The following is an 18,894-nucleotide window of genomic DNA, read 5'->3' on the forward strand; positions in this document are numbered from 1 at the left end:
TCCACCTCTCATCGCCCACGACCCCATGCCCGACTACCTTCCCTTCGACCCCCATCCGCGCGCGCCGGTGCCGCTGCCGCCCGCGCTGGCCTGCGACAGCCAATTCCATGTGTTCGGCCCGCGCGCGCAGTACCCGGTGCGGCCCGACGCCGCCTACGAGATGCCCAGCGCCACCTGGCAGGTCGCGCAGCGGCTGCATGCCACGCTGGGCATCGAACGCGGCGTGATCGTCCAGGCCACCACCTACGGCGCCGACCACACGGTGGTGCTGGATGCGCTCGCAGGCCTCAACGCCGGCGGCCCGCGCCGCTACATGGCCTGCGCCAACGCCGCGGTGCTGACCGAGCGCGACGATGCGTACCTCCAGAAGCTGCACGATGCCGGCGTGCGCGGCGCGCGCTTCACGCGCGGCGGCCTGGGCATCCGCTTCAGCGCGGCCGAGCAGGAGCGTGCCTTCGCCCGCGTCAAGGAGCTGGGCTGGTACGTCAAGGTGCAGCCCGAGCCCACCGGCATCGCCGAGCAACTGGTCGCCTTCGAATCGCTCGAGGTGCCGGTGCTGCTCGACCACATGGGCCGCGCCGATCCCTCGCGCGGCGAGGCCGACGCCAGCCTGGTGCGCATGCTCGAACTGCTGCAGCGTGGCAACTTCTGGGTGATGCTGTCGCTGTCCGAGAAGCTCTCGCGCACCGGCGCCCCCTGGGACGACGTGGTGCCGCTCGCGCAGCGCCTGATCGCGGCCGCGCCCGATCGTTGCGTCTGGGGCAGCGACTGGCCGCACCCGGTGTCGGTCAAGCAGCCGCCCAACGAGGGCGCGCTGCTCGAACTGCTCTACCGATTCGCCCCCGATGCCGCCACGCGGCAGAAGATCCTCGTCGACAACCCCGCCCGCTTCTTCGGATTCGAGACCGCATGAAACTCATCAGCTACCTTCACGGCGGAGCCTCGCACTGGGGCTGCGTCATCGGCGACGGCGTCGTCGACCTCGGCCGCCGCCTGCCGGTCTTCGCCTCCGTCGCGGCCCTGCTCGAGGGCGGCGAGGCCGCGCTCGCGCAGGCCCGCGAGGCTGCAACCGGTGCTTCGCCCGACCATGCGCTGGCCGATGTCCGCGTCGACCTGCCCATCGCGCAACCGCGCCGCGTGTTCTGCATCGGCGTGAACTACGCGCACCGCAACGCCGAGTACAAGGACGGCAGCGAGCTGCCCAAGTACCCGAGCATCTTCATGCGCGTGGCCGAGTCCTTCGTGGGCCATGGCGAGCCGCTGCGGCAGCCCCTCGAATCGACGCAGCTCGACTACGAAGGCGAGATCGCCATCGTCATCGGCCGCCGCGCGCGCCGGGTTAAGGGCGAGGACGCGCTGGCCTGCATCGCGGGCCTGACCTGCATGAACGAAGGCACGGTCCGCGACTGGGTGCACCACGCCAAGTTCAACGTGACGCAGGGCAAGAACTGGAACGCCTCGGGCGCCATCGGCCCGTGGATCGTCACGGCCGACGAGTTCCCGCAGGGCTACGGCGCGCTGCGCGTGCAGACGCGCGTCAACGGCGAGCCGCGCCAGGACGACACGACCGCGAACCTGATGTTCGACTTCGCCTACCTCGTGGGCTACCTCTCGACCTTCACCACGCTGGAGCCGGGCGACATCATCGCCACCGGCACGCCGATCGGCGCGGGCATCCGCTTCGATCCGCCGAAGTTCCTGCAGCCGGGCGACGTGGTCGAGGTCGAGGTCAGCGGCGTGGGCGTGCTGCGCAACGTGGTCAGGGCCGAAGAGGTGGCCGTATGAGCCTGGACCAGAACACCCTCGCCCAGGCCGCCGAGCGCCTGGAGGAAGCCGAGCGCACGCGTGTCGCCTGCCGCCAGTTCTCGCTCGACCACCCGGACATGACGATCGACGATGCCTACGCGATCCAGCATGTCTGGATGCAGCTCAAGCTGCGCAAGGGCCGCACGGTCAAGGGCCACAAGATCGGCCTGACCTCCAAGGCCATGCAGCGCGCGGTGAACATCGGCGAGCCCGACTACGGCACGCTGCTCGACGACATGTTCTACCGCGACGGCGCGGTCATTCCGTCGGAGCGCTTCCTGCAACTGAAGATCGAGGCCGAGCTGGCCTTCGTGCTGGCGCGGCCACTGTCGGGCCCCGACTGCACGCTGTTCGACGTGCTCGACGCCACCGCCTACGTCACGCCCGCGCTGGAGATCCTCGACGCCCGCATCCAGCGCGTCGACCCCGAGACGAAGCGCATGCGCAACGTGTTCGACACCATCTCCGACAACGCGGCCAACGCCGCGCTGGTGCTGGGCGGCCGGCCCTTCAAGCCGGCGCTGGTCGATGCCGACATGCGGCGCATCGGCGCCATCGTGAGCCGCAACGGCGAGGTCGAGGAGACCGGCCTGGCCGCGGGCGTGCTCAACCACCCGGGCTACGGCGTGGCGTGGCTGGCCAACCGGCTGCACCGCTTCGGCGTCACGCTGCAACCGGGGCAGGTGATCCTCGCGGGCTCCTTCATCCGGCCGATCGAGGTCGGCAAGGGCGACACCGTGGTGGCCGACTTCGGCGAGTTCGGCACGGTGTCCTGCCACTTCGGCTGAGCCGGCCTCAGGCGTAGAGCGGCTCCTCGTCCATCGACTCGCACTGGTCCTGCAGCATCTGGATCTGCCCCTTCCAGTAGTCGCTGGTGCCGAACCACGGGAAGTTGATCGGGAAGATCGGGTCTTCCCAGCGCCGCGCCAGCCAGGCGCTGTAGTGGATCAGTCGCAAGGTGCGCAGCGGCTCGATCAGCGCGAGCTCGCGGCGGTCGAAGGAGCGGAACTGCTCGTAGCCGTCGAGCAGGCCGCTCAGCTGGCCGGTGCGTTGCGCGCGGTCGCCCGACAGCAGCATCCACAGGTCCTGCACCGCGAAGCCGCTGCGGGCGTCGTCGAGGTCGACGAAGTGCGGGCCGCCGTTCGGGCGGTCGGTCGGGGTCCAGAGGATGTTGCCCGGGTGCACGTCGCCGTGCAGCCGCAGCTTGCGCAGCTGGGCGTCGGTCGAGGTGGGCGAGAGCGCGGTGGCGGCGATGCGGTCGAGCGCGGCGTTGCAGGCGGTCTCCCAGGCGCGCTGTACGTCGAGCGGCACCTTGTCGTGGCCCAGCAGCCAGTCGCGCGAGGCGGTGCCGAAGGTCTGCAGGTCGAGCGCCGGACGCGCGACGAAGGGTCGGGCCGCGCCGATGGTGTGGATGCGCGCCAGGAAACGGCCCACCCATTCGAGCACCTCGAAGTCGTCGAGCTCGGGCGAACGGCCGCCGCGGTAGGGGCTCACGCTGAAGGCGAAGCCGTCGTGGTGGTGCAAGGTGCGGCCGTGCACCTCGATCGGTGGCACGGCCGGCACGTCGGCCGCGGCGAGTTCGAGCGCGAAAGCATGTTCCTCGAGGATCTCGGCCGTGGTCCAGCGTTCGGGCCGGTAGAACTTGACGACCACCGACGCATGGTCGGCCGGCTGGTCGAGGAACACCTGGTAGACGCGGTTTTCGTAGGAGTTGAGGGCGGTCAGCCGCCCGTCGCCGTGCAGGTCGAGCGTGGCCAGCGCGTCGAGCACCACGTCGGGCGTGAGGCTCTCGTAGGGATGGGTATTGGCGGGCGCACTGGAAGAGGTCATGCGGCCATTGTCGCCACACCGACCGCCGGGGCGGTCGCAGGCCGCCCGGTCGCGCTCAAAGCGAAAGGATATGGCCGGTGCGCGGGTCGCCGCGGCCCGCCAGCACCTGCACGTAGGCGGCCTGCACCGCCTCGCCGCCCTCGTGGTGTTCGGCGCGCAGCCAGGGCTGGCGCGCGTCGGCCACGGTGGTGAGAAAGTCGTGCCAGGCGGCCACCATGCGACGGCCGAATGCGTCGGCGCCCCATTCGGCGCTGCGCTTCTGGATCTGCGAGGGCGCGAAGAACAGCGTGACGCGCGGGCCGGGCAGGTCCTTGCCCGCGCCCTTGGCCGAGAGCTGCGCCACATGGGTGCCGCCGATCGAGCTGCTGTAGCGCAGATCGGTGAAGCGGGTGTGAATGGCCGTGCGCAGCCCGCCGTTGCCGGCGAAGTCGATGTAGACGCAGGGCGTGTCGGCCGCGATGGCATCGAGCGCGTCGTAGGTCACGACGCGGTGGTAGCAGCCCAGGCTCTCGCAGAAAGCCACGTTGGCGGCCGAGGTGAGGCCGACCACCTCGATGCCCTGGCGCTGGTGCAATTGGAAGGCCGTGCCGTAGGCGGTCTTGCTCGAGGCGCTGGACAGCAGCAGGGTGCGGGCGCCGAAGAAGTCGTTGTCGGCCATGAAGTCGTCGATCAGCCACGAGGTGATGAACAGCGGCCGAAGCAGCGACTGCAGGTCCTCGGTGTCCGCGGTGTAGAGCGGATCGGTATCGCAGCGGAAGTACTGGTTGTAGACGGCCGGCAACTCGGCGCGGTGCGGCGCCGCGTCGGTGAAACGCGCGGGTGAAAGCCGGTCGGGACTCAGCACCGCGCCCGACGCCATCGGCCAGTAGCCGTAGAGCCGCTCGCCCACCGCCACGCCGGGGTGCAGCGACTGCACCACGCTGGCGAAGCCCCACACCGGGATGTGGCCCCAACCCTCGGCCCCGGTCGGGAAGAACTGCCAGTAGTGCATCGCATCGCCGAAGGCGGCGTAGGTGATGTTGTTGGCAGTCAGCGCGAAGCGGTCGATGCGCATGCGCACCTGGCCGTCGGCCAGGGGCGGGTCGTCGACGGTCTGCAGGCGCGTGGTGGCGAGCTGGTCCTTGCGGACCTGGAAGCGGGTGGTGGTGTGCATGGGGCGGTCTCCACGGGGCGTGAATGGGGGGGCCGGCAGCCACCTTAGCCGCGCCGGATGAAAACGGCCATCGCGCCCGGTGCACGCTCGTCACGCGCGAGACAAGCGTCGCCATGAAAAAAAGCGCCCCGGCGGGTGGCCGGGGCGCCTTGTCGTGCTGCGGGGACGCGGGATCAGGCGATCGTCAGCGTCACGTCGATGTTGCCGCGGGTGGCGTTCGAGTACGGGCAGACCTGGTGGGCGGTGTCGACCAGCTTCTGCTTCGTTTCGGCGTCCAGGCCGGGCAGCGTGATGGCGAGTTGCACGGCGATGCCGTAGGCCGCGCCGCCATTCGTCGGGCCGAGCGAGACCTTGGAGTCGATGGCGACGTCTTCCGGCACCTTGACGCCGATCTTCGGGCCCACGGCCTTCATCGCGCCGATGAAGCAGGCGGCATAGCCGACCGCGAACAGCTGCTCGGGGTTGGTGCCCGGCTTGCCCGAACCGGGCGAGCTCAGCTGCACGTCGATCGCGCCGTCGCTGCTCTTGCCTGCGCCATCGCGGCCGCCGGTGGTGTGGGCTTCGGCGGTGTAGAGAACCTTGTCGAGTTTCGTGGTCATGGTCGTTCCTTGAAGAGGAGGTGGGAAAAATGCTTCCGAAAGAAGAAGCGGTGGGATGGATCGGGTGTGTGCCGTCAGGCGGCCTTGATGCGGTCGCGCAGGGTCTGGATCTGCTGCGTCAGCGCGATGAGTTCGGGCACCGAGCACTGGGCCGCGGCCATCAGGCAGGCCGGCACATCGGCGGCGCGGGCCTTGAGCCGGCGGCCGGCGGCGGTGAGGGTGATGCGCACGCGGCGCTCGTCGGCCGCGTCGCGCATCCGCGTCAGGTAGCCGTTGGCCTCGAGGCGCTTGAGCAAGGGCGTGAGCGTGCCCGAATCGAGCGACAGGCGTTCGCCGAGCTCGGACACCATCTCGCCGTCGCGCTCCCACAGTGCGAGCATCACCAGGTACTGCGGGTAGGTGAGCTGCAGCTTCTCGAGCATCGGCTTGTAGAGCCGCGTCATCGCCAGCGAGGTGGAGTACACGGCGAAGCACAGCTGGTTGTCCAGCTTGAGCATGTCGTCGAGGGTGGGGGCGAAGCGCATGGGCTGAACTATAGCGAACAATTAAATTGTGTGCAAAGTAATTGCCGGGATGCCGTCAGGGTCGAAGCGACGGCGTCATGGCGCCGTCATGCAGCGCCACCTCTTTCCGGGGTGGCGCTGCAGGCGAACTCAGTTCCCCATCAAGGCCTTGGCCACCGCATGGAAGGCCGGCAGCGTCAGCGGGTCGTTGCCGGCGTTGGCAGCAATCGGGTGCGCGGCGTAGCGCACGATCACCATCTCGGCCTTCGGGTCGACGTAGATGCTCTGGCCGTGGATGCCGCGCGCCATGTAGGCCTGGTGCTCGTTGTGCGTGATCCACCACATGTCGCGGTACGACCAGCCCGGCAGCAGCGCATAGCCGGCCTTGGCGAAGTCGGCCTTGCTCGCGCCGCGCGTGATGTCGGCCACCGCGGCCGCGGGAATCACCTGCTGCCCGTTGGCCCGGCCGCCGTTGCGCATCGTCTCGCCGAAGCGGGCCAGGTCGCGCAGCGTGGTGTTGAGCCCGCCGCCGCCCGACTCGGTGCCGATGCGGTCGACCATGAAATAGGCGTCCTGCTCGGCGCCGATGCGGCGCCAGATCTTCTCGCTCATCAGCTCGGCCAGCGACTGGTTCGCTGCGCGCCGCAGGATCCAGGCCAGCACCTCGGCGTTGACCGTCTTGTAGGCGAAGGCTTCGCCGTGCGCGCCTTCCTTCTGCAGGGTCTTGAGGAAATCGTAGAAGGTCTTCGGACCGGCATAGCCGGGCCCTTGCACGAGCATGCCGCCGGCGCGTGCGTAGTCCCAGATCTCGGCCTTGGGATCGGCGTAGTTCTCGGAGTACTTCACGCCGATGGTCATGTCCATCACCTGGCGCACGGTGGCGTCGCCGTAGGCGCTGTCCTTGAGTTCGGGGATGTATTTCGTGACCGGGGCGTTCGTGTCGAGCCGGCCCTCGGCCGCCAGGATCGCGGCCAGCGTGCCGACGAAGGATTTGGTCACCGACATCGCCAGGTGCGGCCGTTCGGGCGTGAGCGCGCCGAAGTACTTCTCATAGACCACCTGGCCGCGGTGCAGCACCAGGATGCCGTCGGTGTAGGTGCGCGTCACCATCTGGCCGAAGTTCATCGTCTCGCCGCCGATCGCCTGGAAGCTGATGCCATCGAGGTCGCGCGGCGCCGCAGGCAGGGGCGACCCCGCGCCGCTGCCACGCCACACGTTGGACGTCGGCACCGTCTCGCGCACATGGGAGAAGGTCCAGCGGTTGCGGGGGAAGACACCGCCCACGCCGTTCTCGAAGACGATGAGCTTGTCGGGCGGCGGCGGGAAGCCCTGCATCCAGCCCAGCGCCTCGACCGAGGTCGCCGCGGGATCGGGCAGCTTGGGCGGCGGCGTCTGTGCACTGGCGATGTTCATCGCGAACAGTGTGCCAGCGGCCAGCGATGCCGCGCGGCGCAGGAGGGATGGAACAGGCATGGGGGGGTCTCCTCTGTTGAAAAACCTGCGGGTGGGGCGAGCGGTGCGGATGCCGTCGCCCGGGTGTCTCAGCGGCCGGTGAAGCGGGCCGGTCGGCGCTCGATGAAGGCGCGCACGCCCTCGGCGGCGTCCTCGCTGCTGGCCAGGCGCTTCTGCGTGTCGATGAACTCGGCCACCGCGGCCATCGGCCCCTGCTCGACGGCCTTGAGCACGTTGAGCCGCGTGGCGATCACCGCCTGCGGTGCCTGGGCCGCGATCCGTTGCGCGATGCGCAGCGCCTCGCCCAGCTCCTCGCCGGCCGGCATCACGCGCTGCACGAAATTCAGCCGCAGGGCTTCGGCGCTGCCGAACTCGTCGGCCGTGAGCAGGTGCAGCATCGCGTTGCCCAGCCCCGCGCGCTCGGCCATGCGCAGCGTCGCGCCGCCCGTGGCCATGATGCCGCGCTGTACTTCGAGCTGCGAGAAGCGGCAGTTGTCGGCGGCGATCACGATGTCGGCGCCCAGCATGAGCTCGATGCCCACGGTGAAGCAGATGCCCTTGACCGCCACCACCATCGGCTTGGTGCGCCGGCGATAACCCTCGAGCCCGAAGTCGTGCGGCTCGACCATGCCCTTGGGCACGACCTTCTCGCCGCGCTGCATGAATTCGGAAAAGGCCGGCAAATCGAGCCCGGCCGTGAAGTGATCGCCGAACGCATGCAGCACGCCGACGCGCAGCGTGGGGTCGTCGTCGAGCCGGGTGTAGGCCTCGGCCAGTTCGCGGAACATGCGCGGCGTCCAGCCGTTGCGCTTGGCCGGGCGGTTGATGCCGATCAACAGCACATGGTCGAGGACCTGCGTGTCGATGCATCCCTCGGGCGGCGGGGTGGTGCCGGTGGCGATCATCTCTTGTCTCCTGTCTTTTTGTTCTTCCTGCGCTCTATCTTCTCTTATCGCAGAACACCGCGGAACCGGCTTGCCGGGCCGCCGGTGTGGCCCCCTGGAAGGGGGAAGGGCGCCGCCACACGAAGCGGGCCAGCCCCTCGGGGGTCAGTAGGTGTAGACGCCTTGGCCGGTCTTGCGGCCGAGTTGGCCGGCAGCGACCATTTCCTTCAACAGCGGGCAGGGGCGGTACTTCGAGTCGCCGTACTCCTCGAGGTAGACCTCCATTACGGCCAGACACACGTCCAGGCCGATCATGTCGGCCAGGGCCAGCGGGCCGATCGGCTGGTTGGTGCCCAGCTTCATGCCGGCGTCGATGTCCTCGGCGGTCGCGATGCCTTCGGACAGCACGAAGAAGGCCTCGTTGATCATCGGCACCAGGATGCGGTTGACCACGAAGCCCGGTGCGTTCTTCACCGTGATGGGCGACTTGCCCAGGCGCACCGCCAGCTCCTTGACTGCGTCGTGCGTGGCGTCGCTGGTGAGGTAGCCGCGGATCAGTTCGACCAGCGCCATCATCGGCACCGGGTTGAAGAAGTGCATGCCGATGAAGCGGTCGGCGCGCGAGGTAGCGGCCGCCAGCTTGGTGATCGAGATCGACGAGGTGTTGGTCGCGATGATCACCTCGGGCGCCAGCAGCGCATCGACCTGGCCCAGGATCTTGAGCTTGAGCGCGTGGTTCTCGGTGGCGGCCTCGATCACCAGCTGCGCGCCCTTGAGGTCCTCGTAGTTCGTCGAGCCCTGGATCAGCGCCAGCGCGGCGGTCTTCTGCTCGGCCGTGAGCTTTTCCTTCTTGATCAGGCGGTCCAGGCTGCCGCCCACGGTGGCCAGGCCCTTGTCGACCGCGGCCTGCGAGATGTCGACCATCACGACCTTGACGCCTGCGACGGCGCACGCCTGTGCGATGCCGTTGCCCATGGTTCCGGCGCCGATGATGCCGACGGTTTGAATGCGCATGCGAGAACTCCAAAAAAAAAGCAGAAAGAGGATGGGTGGAATGCTAACGAGGCGGCACGCTGTCGGCGGTCGCGTTCGTGCCATGGCCTGGAGGGCACCCGGTTGCAGGGATACATTGTCGTCGGCGGGCACGACGTCCGCACCCCTCGCCCCATGCTCCACCTCAGCGACCAGATCTCGATCCTGCCCGCCACACCCGCGCAAAGCGACCAGCCGCCGCGCTGTGAACTGCGCATCGACGGGCGCGCCACCGGGCTGTGCCTGTCCGGCGTGGTGCTGGAAGCCGCGCTCCGGTGCGATGCGGGCTGGCTGCTGTTCCTCACCGACGACGTGCCGTTCGAGGACATGCTGAGCATCCATCTGCTAAACCCCGCGGGCACGTTGCGGCTGGACTCGGCGCGCATCGGCAGCGCCTATGCCACCGGAAACTTCCGCGCATTGCGGATCCAGCCGCCGGACACGCTGGCGTTCCACTTCATGGGCGGCACGCCCTGGAGCGTGCAACTGCTCGCCGTTCCCGCCTGGCGGTTGCCCTTCGTCGGGGAGCCTGCCGGCGTGCATCGCCCCTTCGGTTTCCGGGGCCGATTCGTCGTGCGCGGCGCGCCGCGGCCAGCGCCGCGCTGAGGCAGGCACAGCGCTACGATGGCAACCCTCGACACCCTCTCATCGTTTGCACCATGACCACCCTCGGCACCCCCCTGTCCCCCTCGGCCACCCGCGTGATGCTGCTCGGCTCCGGCGAGCTCGGCAAGGAGGTGCTGATCGCGCTGCAGCGCCTGGGCGTCGAGACCATCGCGGTCGACCGCTACGAGAACGCGCCGGGCCAGCAGGTGGCGCACCATGCGCGCACCATCACGATGAGCGATCCGGCCCAGCTCAAGGCGCTGATCGAGGCCGAGCGCCCGCACCTGGTGGTGCCCGAGATCGAGGCCATCGCCACGCCGATGCTGCAGGAGCTCGAAGCCGCGGGCGTGGTGCGCGTGATCCCGACCGCGCGCGCCGCGCGGCTCACGATGGACCGCGAAGGCATCCGTCGCCTGGCGGCCGAGACGCTGGGCGTGCCGACCAGCCCCTACAAGTTCTGCGATTCGCTGGCCGAGCTGCAGGCCGCCATCGATGCCGGCATCGGCTACCCCTGCATCGTCAAGCCCGTGATGAGCAGCTCGGGCAAGGGCCAGAGCAAGATCGACGGGCCCGCCGACGTGCAGAAAGCCTGGGACTACGCGATGGCCGGCGGCCGCGTGAGCCACGGCCGCGTGATCGTCGAGGGCTTCATCGACTTCGACTACGAGATCACGCTGCTGACCGTGCGCGCGCCCGACGCCCAGGCGGCGGTGCAGACGCACTTCTGCGAGCCCATCGGCCATGTGCAGGTGGGCGGCGACTATGTCGAGAGCTGGCAGCCGCATCCGATGTCGCCGGTCGCGCTCAAGAAGGCACAGCAGATCGCGCGCGCCGTGACCGACGATCTGGGCGGCCAGGGCCTGTTCGGCGTCGAGCTCTTCGTCAAGGGCGAGGAGGTCTGGTTCAGCGAAGTCAGCCCGCGTCCGCACGACACCGGCATGGTGACCATGGCCACCCAGTGGCAGAACGAGTTCGAGCTGCACGCGCGCGCGATCCTGGGCCTGCCGGTCGACACCACGCTCAAGAGCGCGGGCGCCAGCGCGGTGATCTACGGCGGCGTCGACGCCACCGGCATCGTGTTCGACGGCGTGGCCGATGCGCTGTCGGTGCATGGCGTCGACATCCGCCTGTTCGGCAAGCCCGAGAGCTTCGTCAAGCGCCGCATGGGCGTGGCGCTCGCGCATGCAGCCGATGTCGACACCGCACGCGTCAACGCCAAGGAAGCCGCCTCGCGCGTGAAGCCGCGCCAGGCCTGACCCACCCCTCCATCCACCCCCCGGAAGAGAGCGACCGATGCTGCATCCCCAGGCCCGTGCCCTGCTCGATCTGATGAAGGAACGCGGCGTGCCGCCCACGCACACGCTCTCGCCGGCCGAGGCCCGCGCCACCTACCGCGAGCGTCGCACCTTCACCCAGCCCGATGCGCCCGAGGTGGCGGAGGTCCGCGATCTGCAGGCCGAGGGGATTCCGTTGCGGCTCTACCGCCCGCTGGGTGCCAAGGCCGATGCGGTGCTGCCGGTGCTGGTCTACTTCCACGGCGGCGGCTGGGTCATCGGCGACCTCGACACGCACGACGTGCTGTGCCGCGGCCTGGCCAACGGCGCGGGCTGTGCAGTGCTCGCGGTCGACTACCGCATGGGGCCCGAGCATCGCTTCCCCGCGGCCGTCGACGACGCGCTCGCCGCCACGCGCTGGGTCCATGCCCACGCCGCGTCGCTGGGCCTCGATGCGCAGCGGCTCGCGGTGGGCGGCGACAGCGCGGGCGGCAACCTCGCGGCCGTGGTGGCGATCGCGGCGCGCGATGCGGGCGACCTGCCGATCGCCTTCCAGCTGCTGATCTACCCGGCCACCGACATGCGGCGCGGCCAGCCCTCGCACAGCACCAACGGCGAGGGCTACCTGCTCACGCGCGACACGCTGGCCTACTTCCACGACCACTACATCGACGACGCCCGGCATGACCTCGACTGGCGCGCCTCGCCGTTGCTGCACCCCGACCTGTCGAGGCTGCCGCCCGCGCTGGTGCTCACCGCCGGCTACGACCCGCTGCGCGACGAAGGGCTGGACTACGCGGATGCGCTGGCCGCGGCCGGCAACCGCAGCAGCCATGTCTGTTTCGAGCGCCAGATCCACGGTTTCCTGCCCATGGGCCGGGTGCTCGACGAAGCGAACACCGCGCTCGCGCTGTGCGCGGCCGAACTGCGGCGCGCCTTGCAGGCTTGATTGCTAGCTGCCGGCCTTGGCGCGCCGGCCCTTCGCGGCCGGGCGCAGCCCGTGGATCACATGGTCCGCGAAGGCCGCGGCGATCGCGTCGCCGCGGGTCTCGCCCTTCTCGGTGAACCAGCGGTTGATGTTGTTGATCGCCCCCATGAAGAAGAACACCGCGAGCTTAGGGTCGCAGGGCGCGATCGCGCCTTCGTCGATGCAGCGCGTGACCAGCGCGCGCAGCTGCGTGTCGACCACGCGGCGGCGCTGCTGGATCAGTGCGTGGTGCTGCGCGGTCATCGAGTAGTACTCGGTCAGCACCACGCAGGTGCCGAGTTCGCTGGTCATCTTGCGGATGTAGCGCTCGACGAAGTCGCGCAGCGCCTCGAGCGCCGCGGGCTGCCCGGCCTCGGCTTCGGCCAGCGCCTCCTCGGCCATGCCGATGGCCAGCCGATGGCACTCGTAGAGGATCTCGTGCTTGTTCTTGACGTAGCGGTAGAGCGCGGGCTTGGTCACGGCCAGCGCGTTCGCGATGTCGTCCAGCGTGGTGTTGTGGAAGCCCTTGACGCCGAAGGTGCGGCCGGCGGCGGCGATCAGCGCGCGCTTGCGGATCTCGCGCGGGTCGGGCGTGCCGGCCAGCGCGTTGTTCCAGCGCGGCGGCTTCGGCGGGGTTTTGACTTTGGACGTGGGAGCCATGGATGCAGGGGATTGTGGGCCAAGCGCGCAGCGGGTCTGCCCGCTTGACGCCTCGCCTTGTCGTTCCTATATTAACGACAAGTTACTGCAGAGTAACTTTCATTGACCGCAAAGAACCGAGCGGGCACGGGCCTCCCGCGCACCGACTTCCTCCGGAGACAAACACCATGGCATTCCTTCGTTCCCTGGGCCGCTCGCTGTGCGTGGGCGCCGCGCTCCTTCCCTGGGCGCTGGTCGCGACCGCGCAGGCGCAACCGACGCTCAAGATCGCCCACATCGACACCTTCTCGGGCCCCACCGCCTCGACCGGCGTCACGGTGGCCAAGACGCTGCTCTATGCGGTGGACCTGATCAACGAGCGCGGCGGCGTGCTGGGCCGCAAGCTCGAGGTGGTGCCGCTGGACAACGCGGGCGATCCGGCCAAGGCGATCTCGATGCTCAACAGCACCATCGACCAGAAGATCAATTTCATGGTGCAGGCCGGCAACTCGGGCATCGCGGGCGCGCTGCAGGGCGCGATCGAGAAGCACAACGCGCGCAATCCCGACTCGCGGGTGCTCTACCTCAACTACGGCTCGGCGCTGCCCGAGCTGACCGGCGAGAAGTGCAGCTTCTGGATGTTCCGCTTCGAGGCGCACCAGCTGATGAAGATGTACGCCATCGCCGACTACGTGAAACAGAACCCGCAGATCAAGAAGATCTACCTGATCAACCAGGACTACGCCTTCGGCCGCCAGGTCAGCGCCGACGCGCGCGCCATCATCGGCAAGGCGCGGCCCGACGTGCAGTTCGTCGGCGACGACTTCCATCCCTTCGGCAAGGTCAAGGACTTCGCGCCCTACGTGCTCAAGATCAAGCAGTCGGGCGCCGACACGGTGCTCACCGGCAACTGGGGCAACGACCTCTCGCTGCTGGTGCGGGCGAGCAAGGAGTCGGGCTCGAACGCCCGCTATGTGACCTACTACGGCGGCCTGTTCGGCGTGCCCACTTCGATCGGCGCGGCGGGGGAAGACACGGTGTTTCAGATCTCCTCGTGGCACCCCAACGTGCCGGTCGAGGACAAGCAGCCGGCGCTCGAGAAGTACCAGCGCGACTTCAAGGCCAAGTACGGCGAGGACCTCTACTACACCTCGATCCTGGTGCAGATGGACATGCTGGCGCGCGCGATCCAGAAGGTGGGCAACACCACCGACCTGGTGAAGATCGCGCAGGCGCTCGAGGGCATGGAGTACGACTCGCCCTTCGGCAAGATCCAGATGCGCAAGGAAGACCACCAGGCCACGCATCCGCTGTACATCAACCAACTGGTGAAGGGCGTCAAGTACGACGCCGAAGGCCTGGGCATGGGGTGGAAGACGGTGGCGAAGGTGCCGGGGCCCGTCACCGAACTGCCCGTGAACTGCCAGATGAACCGTCCGGGCGTATGAACCACCCCCGTAGCGCCTGCGGCGCCTCCCCCTCCAGGGGGCGACACCGGCGGCCTGGCAGAGCCAGTTCCGCGGTGTCCCTGAACTTTGGCCTTGAAGGTTTCACGCGTCGTGCTTCGTGCGACGGTGCGAGGGAGGCCTGAGATGCCCATGCAAGACATCCGTTCGACGATCGAAGGCAAGGTGGCGGTGGTCACCGGCGGTGCCTCGGGCCTGGGCGCGGCCACCGCGCAGGCGCTGCGGGCCGCGGGTGCGCGGGTCGTGCTGATCGACCGCGATGCGGCGGCGGTCGAAGCGGCGGCGTCACGCCTCGGTGCCACCGGCTTCGCGGCCGACGTGGCCGATGCCGAGGGCATCGAGGCCGTGTTCGCGCAGGTCGAGGCGCGCCTCGGCCGCACCGCGCTGCTGGTCAATTGCGCGGGCATCGCCGATCCCGGCAGCGTGGTGCGCCGCGGCGTCGCCATGCCGCTGGCGGCCTTCCGCCGCGTGGTCGAGATCAACCTGCTGGGCGCGATCAACTGCATCCGCTGCGCGGTGCCGCAGATGATCGAAGGCCGCAGCGGCAATGCCGAGGCCGGCGTGATCGTCAACACCGCCTCGATCGCGGCCTTCGACGGCCAGATGGGGCAGGCGGCCTATGCGGCGTCCAAAGGCGGCGTGGCCGGCATGGTGCTGCCGCTGGCGCGCGAGCTGGGCGAACACGGCATCCGCGTGATGGGCATCGCGCCGGGCGTGTTCGAGACGCCGATGACCCTCAACCTCGCGCCGAAGTCGCGCGAGGTGGTGTTCGCGGCCGTGCCGCCCTTCCCCAAGCGGCCGGGCCAGGCCGAAGAATTCGCGGCGCTGGTGCTGGCCATCGTCGCCAACCCGATGCTCAACGGCGAGGTGATCCGCCTCGACGGCGGGCTGCGCATGCCGGCCCGCGTCTGACGCGGGCGCTTCGACAAGGAAAAGGGATTCGATGCAGATCGACCAAACAGTGGCCGTCGTCACCGGCGCGGCCTCGGGCCTGGGCCGGGCCACGGTGCAGCGGCTGGCGGCGCAGGGCGCGCGCGTGGCCGCGATCGACCTGGCCGGCGCGCCGCTCGACGCGCTGGCGCAGGCGATGCCGCAGGTGCTCGCGCTCGGTGGCGACGTGTGCTCCGACGCCGGCATGGAAGCGGCCTTCGCGCAGGTGCGCAACGCGCTGGGCACGCCGCGCATCCTGGTCAATTGCGCCGGCGTGCTCGGGCCTGCGCGCGTGTTCCGCACCGACAAGGCCACGGGCAAGGTGGTGCCGCGCGCGCTCGACGTGTTCCGCCGCGTGATCGAGGTCAACCTGGTGGGCACCTTCAACACCATCCGCCTGTTCGCCGAAGGCCTGAGCGGCGACGATGCGGCCGATGGCGAGGACCGCGGCGTGATCGTCAACACCGCCTCGGTGGCCGCCTACGAGGCCCTGTCGGCGCAGACGGCCTACGGCGCCTCGAAGGCCGGCGTGGCCAGCATGACCTTGCCGCTGGCGCGCGAACTCGCGCGCTTCGGCATCCGCGTGATGGCGATCGCGCCGGGCACCTTCGAGACCGGCATGTACGAGGTGGTGCCCACCCACACCCGCCGCACGCTGATCGACGACGTGCCCTTTCCGCCGCGGCCCGGCCGGCCCGAGGAGTTCGCGCACATGGTGCAGGCGCTGATCGAGAACGGGATGATGAACGGCTCGGTGCTGCGCATCGATGGCGCGGTGCGCATGCGCGAACCCACGGCGCCGCGCGAAGCGAGGCCGCAGCCATGAGCGACGCACTGCGCCTGGAGGCGCTCTACGGCGACCGGCTCGTGCCCTGCTATGCCGAGCGGCCGCGCAACCTCGACGCGATGCTGCGCGCTGCGGTGGCGGCGCGTGGCGAGGCGCCCGCCATCGAGGACGGCGAACGCACCCTCAGCTACCAGCAACTCGACCGCCTGGCCGACCGCATCGCCAGCGGCCTGGCCGCGCAACAGGTGAAGGCCGGCGACCGCGTGGCGCTGTTCGTAGGCAACCGCGCCGAATTCGTCGTGCTGCTGGCCGGCCTCTGGCGCCTCGGCGCGATCGCGGTGCCCATCGGCGTGCGGCAGAGCGCGCCTGAACTCGCCTACATGCTCAACCAGTGCGGCGCGTCGGCGCTGGTGTTCGATGCCGCGCTGGCCGACCGCCTGCCTCCGCGCGAAGAGATCGCGGAGGTGCATTGCCGGGTGTGCATCGAGGAACCCGGTCACCCCTCGGTCGGACTGACGTACACCGGACTGCTGGCCGGCGGCAACGACGCACCGGTGGCGGCCGACTTCGCCGACACGCAGCCCGCCTGCATCATGTACACCTCGGGCACCACCGGCCATCCCAAGGGTGCGGTGCTGTCGCACCTGGGCTTCTTCCACACCGCGCGCCACTACCTGCGGCGCTTCGGCTACACGGCCGACGACCGGCTGCTGCTGACCATCCCGGGCTCGCACATCTCGGGGCTGCTGGCGGTGATCGTGGTCGCGCTGCAGGTGGGCGGCTGCCTGGTGCTGCAGCGCCAGTTCAACGCCGGCGAGACGCTGGCGCTGATCGAGGCGCGCCGTGTGAGCGCCGCGGTGATGGTGCCGGCCATGTACAACCTGTGCCTCTTGCATCCGGAACTGCCGCGGCGCGATCTCTCGTGCTGGCGCATCGGCCATTTTGGCGGCGCCGCGATGCCTGAGGTCACGATCGCACGGCTGGCCGAGGCCTTGCCCGGCCTGGCGCTCTACAACGGCTTCGGCTCCACCGAGACCACCTCGGCCGTCACGCTCACCGAGCGCGGCGATGCGGCGCGCCACCCCGACACCGTGGGCACGGTCGTGCCCTGCGTCGACATCCGCGTGCTCGATGCCGAGGGGCGCGAGGTGGCGGTCGGTGCATCGGGCGAGCTGTGGATCCGCAGCCCGGGCAACGCCATCGGCTATTGGGCCAACGCCGAGGCCACGCGCGCGTCCTTCGTGGCCGGCTACTGGCGCTCGGGCGACATCGGCAGCGTCGACGCCGAGGGCTTCGTGCGCGTGTTCGACCGTCTCAAGGACATGATCAACCGTGGCGGCTTCAAGGTCTACTGCGTGGAGCTGGAGAACGTGATCCAGCGCCATCCCGGCGTGATCGAGGTGGCAGCGGTCGCGAGCCCCTGCCCGGTGCTGGGCGAGCGCATCCATGTGTTCGTGCACGCCACCGAGGCCATCGACACCGAGGCGGTGCGCGCGCTGTGCCGCCGCATGCTGGCCGACTACAAGACGCCCGACTTCGTCACGGTCAGCGTCATGCCGCTGCCGCGCAACCTCAACGGCAAGCTGGTCAAGGCACCGCTGCGCGCCCAGGCGCGCGAGGCGGCCGTGCAACGCCACGCCACCCCTTCCTCAGAAAGAAGCGCATGACCTCCTCCCCCGTCTACATCCTCGGCGGCCACCAGACCGACTTCGCGCGCAACGCCGCGCGCGCCGGCGACGGCCTGTTCGAACTCATGCGCGAGGCGGTGCAGGGCGCGCTGGCCGATGCGCGGCTCGAGGCGCGCGAGATCGAGGCCGGCCACGTCGGCAATTTCGTGGGCGAGCTGTTCACCGGCCAGGGCCAGCTGGGCGGCATGCTCGCGGCCATCGACCCGGGCTTCGACGGCACGCCCGCGGGCCGGCACGAGGCGGCCTGTGCCTCGGGCAGCATCGCGCTGCTGGCCGCGAGCGCCGAGATCGAATGCGGCCGCTACGACTGCGTGCTGGTCACCGGCGTGGAGTTGGAGCGCAACGTGCCCGGCGCGGTGGCGGCACAGCACCTGGGCGCCGCCACCTGGGTCGGCCAGGAAGGCGAGGGCGCGACCTACGTCTGGCCGCACATGTTCCATCTCGTGGGGCAGGAATACGAGCGGCGCTTCGGCCTGAAGTACGAACACCTGGCGCGCATCGCCGAGATCAACATCGGCAACGCGCGCCGCAACCCCCTGGCGCAGACGCGCGACTGGCGGTACACCGAGGCCAGCTTCACCGCCGACGACGACGCCAACCCGGTGATCGAAGGCATGATCCGGCGCCAGGATTGCGGCCAGGTGACCGACGGCGCCGCGGCCGTGGTCCTCGCCTCGCCGCGCTTCGCGAAAGCCTGGGCCGCGCGCCACGGGCTGTCGCTCGATGCCGTGCCGCGCATCGCGGGCTGGGGCCACCGCACCGCGCACCTGCAACTCGCGCCCAAGCTGCAGGCCAGCGCGGGCCAGCCCTATGTGTTCCCGCATGTGCGCGAGGCGATCCAGGGCGCGTTCCGGCGCGCGGGCGTGGCCGACGTCTTCGCGCTCGACGGCATCGAGACGCACGACTGCTTCACCACCACCGAGTACATGGCGATCGACCACTTCGGCCTCACCGCGCCGGGCCAGAGCTGGCGCGCGATCGAGGACGGCACCATCGCCCCCGGCGGCCGCCTGCCCATCAACCCCAGCGGCGGCCTGATCGGCCTGGGCCACCCGGTCGGCGCCACCGGCGTGCGCATGGTCCTCGACGCCGCCCGCCAGGTCACCGGCCGCGCCGGCGCCTGCCAGGTCGAAGGCGCCCGCCGCTTTGCCACCCTCAACATCGGCGGCAGCGCCACCACGGTCGTGAGCTTCGTCGTCGAAGCGAGCTGAGCACCGACGATGGCCCCAAAGCAGAAAGCCGCCCGGAAGGGCGGCTTTCTTGTTCGTGGGACACCGC

The 18,894-nt window shown here is 69.7% G+C and carries 19 protein-coding genes; 11 read left to right on the forward strand and 8 right to left on the reverse strand.

Translation table 11 applies throughout. The annotated features are described in order from the left end of the window. Nucleotides 1–25 precede the first annotated feature (25 nt). Genes A9977_RS27645 through hpaH form a run of 3 tightly spaced genes read left to right on the forward strand, consistent with a single transcriptional unit; the run spans nt 26 to nt 2,594 of the window. Entirely contained in the window at nt 26–913 is an 888-nt protein-coding gene (locus A9977_RS27645) for an amidohydrolase (RefSeq protein WP_183028015.1), read from the forward strand. Then, nucleotides 910–1,785 carry a fumarylacetoacetate hydrolase family protein gene (locus tag A9977_RS27650; protein WP_183028016.1) on the forward strand — a complete coding sequence of 292 codons (876 nt, stop codon included), beginning with the start codon at nt 910–912 and terminating at the stop codon, nt 1,783–1,785. Before A9977_RS27645 ends, A9977_RS27650 begins: the two co-directional genes overlap by 4 nt. Further along, on the forward strand, nt 1,782–2,594 hold the full coding sequence (hpaH, locus tag A9977_RS27655; protein WP_183028017.1) for a 2-oxo-hept-4-ene-1,7-dioate hydratase: 813 nt from the start codon (nt 1,782–1,784) through the stop codon (nt 2,592–2,594). The genes A9977_RS27650 and hpaH overlap by 4 nt, the downstream gene beginning before the upstream one ends. A 7-nt stretch (nt 2,595–2,601) precedes the next feature. Here the strand turns inward: hpaH and A9977_RS27660 are convergent, their stop codons facing one another. The 7 genes from A9977_RS27660 to A9977_RS27690 form a co-directional block, all read right to left on the reverse strand. Beyond that, nucleotides 2,602–3,636: a serine/threonine protein kinase gene (locus tag A9977_RS27660; protein WP_183028018.1), complete on the reverse strand. Its 1,035-nt coding sequence runs from the start codon at nt 3,634–3,636 to the stop codon at nt 2,602–2,604. Nucleotides 3,637–3,691: 55 nt separating this feature from the next. Next, nucleotides 3,692–4,789 (reverse strand): DUF2855 family protein, encoded by a 1,098-nt coding sequence (locus A9977_RS27665; RefSeq protein ID WP_183028019.1) that lies wholly within the window; start codon nt 4,787–4,789, stop codon nt 3,692–3,694. A gap of 173 nt (nt 4,790–4,962) precedes the next feature. Further along, on the reverse strand, nt 4,963–5,388 hold the full coding sequence (locus A9977_RS27670; protein WP_183028020.1) for an organic hydroperoxide resistance protein: 426 nt from the start codon (nt 5,386–5,388) through the stop codon (nt 4,963–4,965). Nucleotides 5,389–5,462: 74 nt separating this feature from the next. Next, the gene (locus tag A9977_RS27675; protein WP_183028021.1) at nt 5,463–5,912 is read right to left on the reverse strand and encodes a MarR family winged helix-turn-helix transcriptional regulator; all 450 of its coding nucleotides are present in this window, start codon (nt 5,910–5,912) and stop codon (nt 5,463–5,465) included. A 129-nt stretch (nt 5,913–6,041) separates the two neighbouring features. Further along, nucleotides 6,042–7,364, reverse strand: coding sequence for a serine hydrolase (locus A9977_RS27680; RefSeq protein WP_183028022.1), 1,323 nt, complete (start codon nt 7,362–7,364; stop codon nt 6,042–6,044). Between the two features lie 68 nt (nt 7,365–7,432). Continuing rightward, nucleotides 7,433–8,248, reverse strand: coding sequence for a crotonase/enoyl-CoA hydratase family protein (locus A9977_RS27685; RefSeq protein ID WP_183028023.1), 816 nt, complete (start codon nt 8,246–8,248; stop codon nt 7,433–7,435). 144 nt (nt 8,249–8,392) lie between these two features. Further along, nucleotides 8,393–9,241 carry a 3-hydroxybutyryl-CoA dehydrogenase gene (locus A9977_RS27690; protein ID WP_183028024.1) on the reverse strand — a complete coding sequence of 283 codons (849 nt, stop codon included), beginning with the start codon at nt 9,239–9,241 and terminating at the stop codon, nt 8,393–8,395. Nucleotides 9,242–9,394: 153 nt separating this feature from the next. Between A9977_RS27690 and A9977_RS27695 the strand changes: the two genes are divergently transcribed. The 3 genes from A9977_RS27695 to A9977_RS27705 are packed head-to-tail and all read left to right on the forward strand — an operon-like array spanning nt 9,395 to nt 12,088. Beyond that, a complete protein-coding gene (locus A9977_RS27695; protein ID WP_183028025.1) occupies nt 9,395–9,865 on the forward strand; it encodes a hypothetical protein in 471 nt (156 codons plus the stop codon). 53 nt (nt 9,866–9,918) lie between these two features. Next, complete coding sequence (purT, locus tag A9977_RS27700; RefSeq protein ID WP_183028026.1) at nt 9,919–11,121, forward strand: formate-dependent phosphoribosylglycinamide formyltransferase; 1,203 nt, start codon at nt 9,919–9,921, stop codon at nt 11,119–11,121. Between the two features lie 37 nt (nt 11,122–11,158). Further along, nucleotides 11,159–12,088, forward strand: a complete 930-nt coding sequence (locus tag A9977_RS27705) for an alpha/beta hydrolase (protein WP_183028027.1) — start codon at nt 11,159–11,161, stop codon at nt 12,086–12,088. Between the two features lie 3 nt (nt 12,089–12,091). Here the strand turns inward: A9977_RS27705 and A9977_RS27710 are convergent, their stop codons facing one another. Continuing rightward, nucleotides 12,092–12,766, reverse strand: coding sequence for a TetR/AcrR family transcriptional regulator (locus A9977_RS27710; RefSeq protein ID WP_183028028.1), 675 nt, complete (start codon nt 12,764–12,766; stop codon nt 12,092–12,094). 167 nt (nt 12,767–12,933) lie between these two features. On the opposite strand from A9977_RS27710, the gene A9977_RS27715 reads away from it, so the two are divergent. The 5 genes from A9977_RS27715 (at nt 12,934) to A9977_RS27735 (ending at nt 18,827) form a co-directional block, all read left to right on the forward strand. Then, complete coding sequence (locus A9977_RS27715) at nt 12,934–14,193, forward strand: branched-chain amino acid ABC transporter substrate-binding protein (RefSeq protein ID WP_183028029.1); 1,260 nt, start codon at nt 12,934–12,936, stop codon at nt 14,191–14,193. A gap of 144 nt (nt 14,194–14,337) precedes the next feature. After that, entirely contained in the window at nt 14,338–15,123 is a 786-nt protein-coding gene (locus A9977_RS27720) for an SDR family NAD(P)-dependent oxidoreductase (RefSeq protein ID WP_259652181.1), read from the forward strand. Nucleotides 15,124–15,154: 31 nt separating this feature from the next. Further along, nucleotides 15,155–15,967 carry an SDR family NAD(P)-dependent oxidoreductase gene (locus A9977_RS27725; protein ID WP_183028030.1) on the forward strand — a complete coding sequence of 271 codons (813 nt, stop codon included), beginning with the start codon at nt 15,155–15,157 and terminating at the stop codon, nt 15,965–15,967. After that, on the forward strand, nt 15,964–17,595 hold the full coding sequence (locus A9977_RS27730) for a class I adenylate-forming enzyme family protein (RefSeq protein WP_183028031.1): 1,632 nt from the start codon (nt 15,964–15,966) through the stop codon (nt 17,593–17,595). The genes A9977_RS27725 and A9977_RS27730 overlap by 4 nt, the downstream gene beginning before the upstream one ends. Beyond that, a complete protein-coding gene (locus A9977_RS27735) occupies nt 17,592–18,827 on the forward strand; it encodes an acetyl-CoA acetyltransferase (RefSeq protein WP_183028032.1) in 1,236 nt (411 codons plus the stop codon). The genes A9977_RS27730 and A9977_RS27735 overlap by 4 nt, the downstream gene beginning before the upstream one ends. Nucleotides 18,828–18,894 lie beyond the last annotated feature (67 nt).

This window comes from Variovorax sp. UMC13 (assembly GCF_014170375.1).
GTDB lineage: Bacteria > Pseudomonadota > Gammaproteobacteria > Burkholderiales > Burkholderiaceae_C > Variovorax.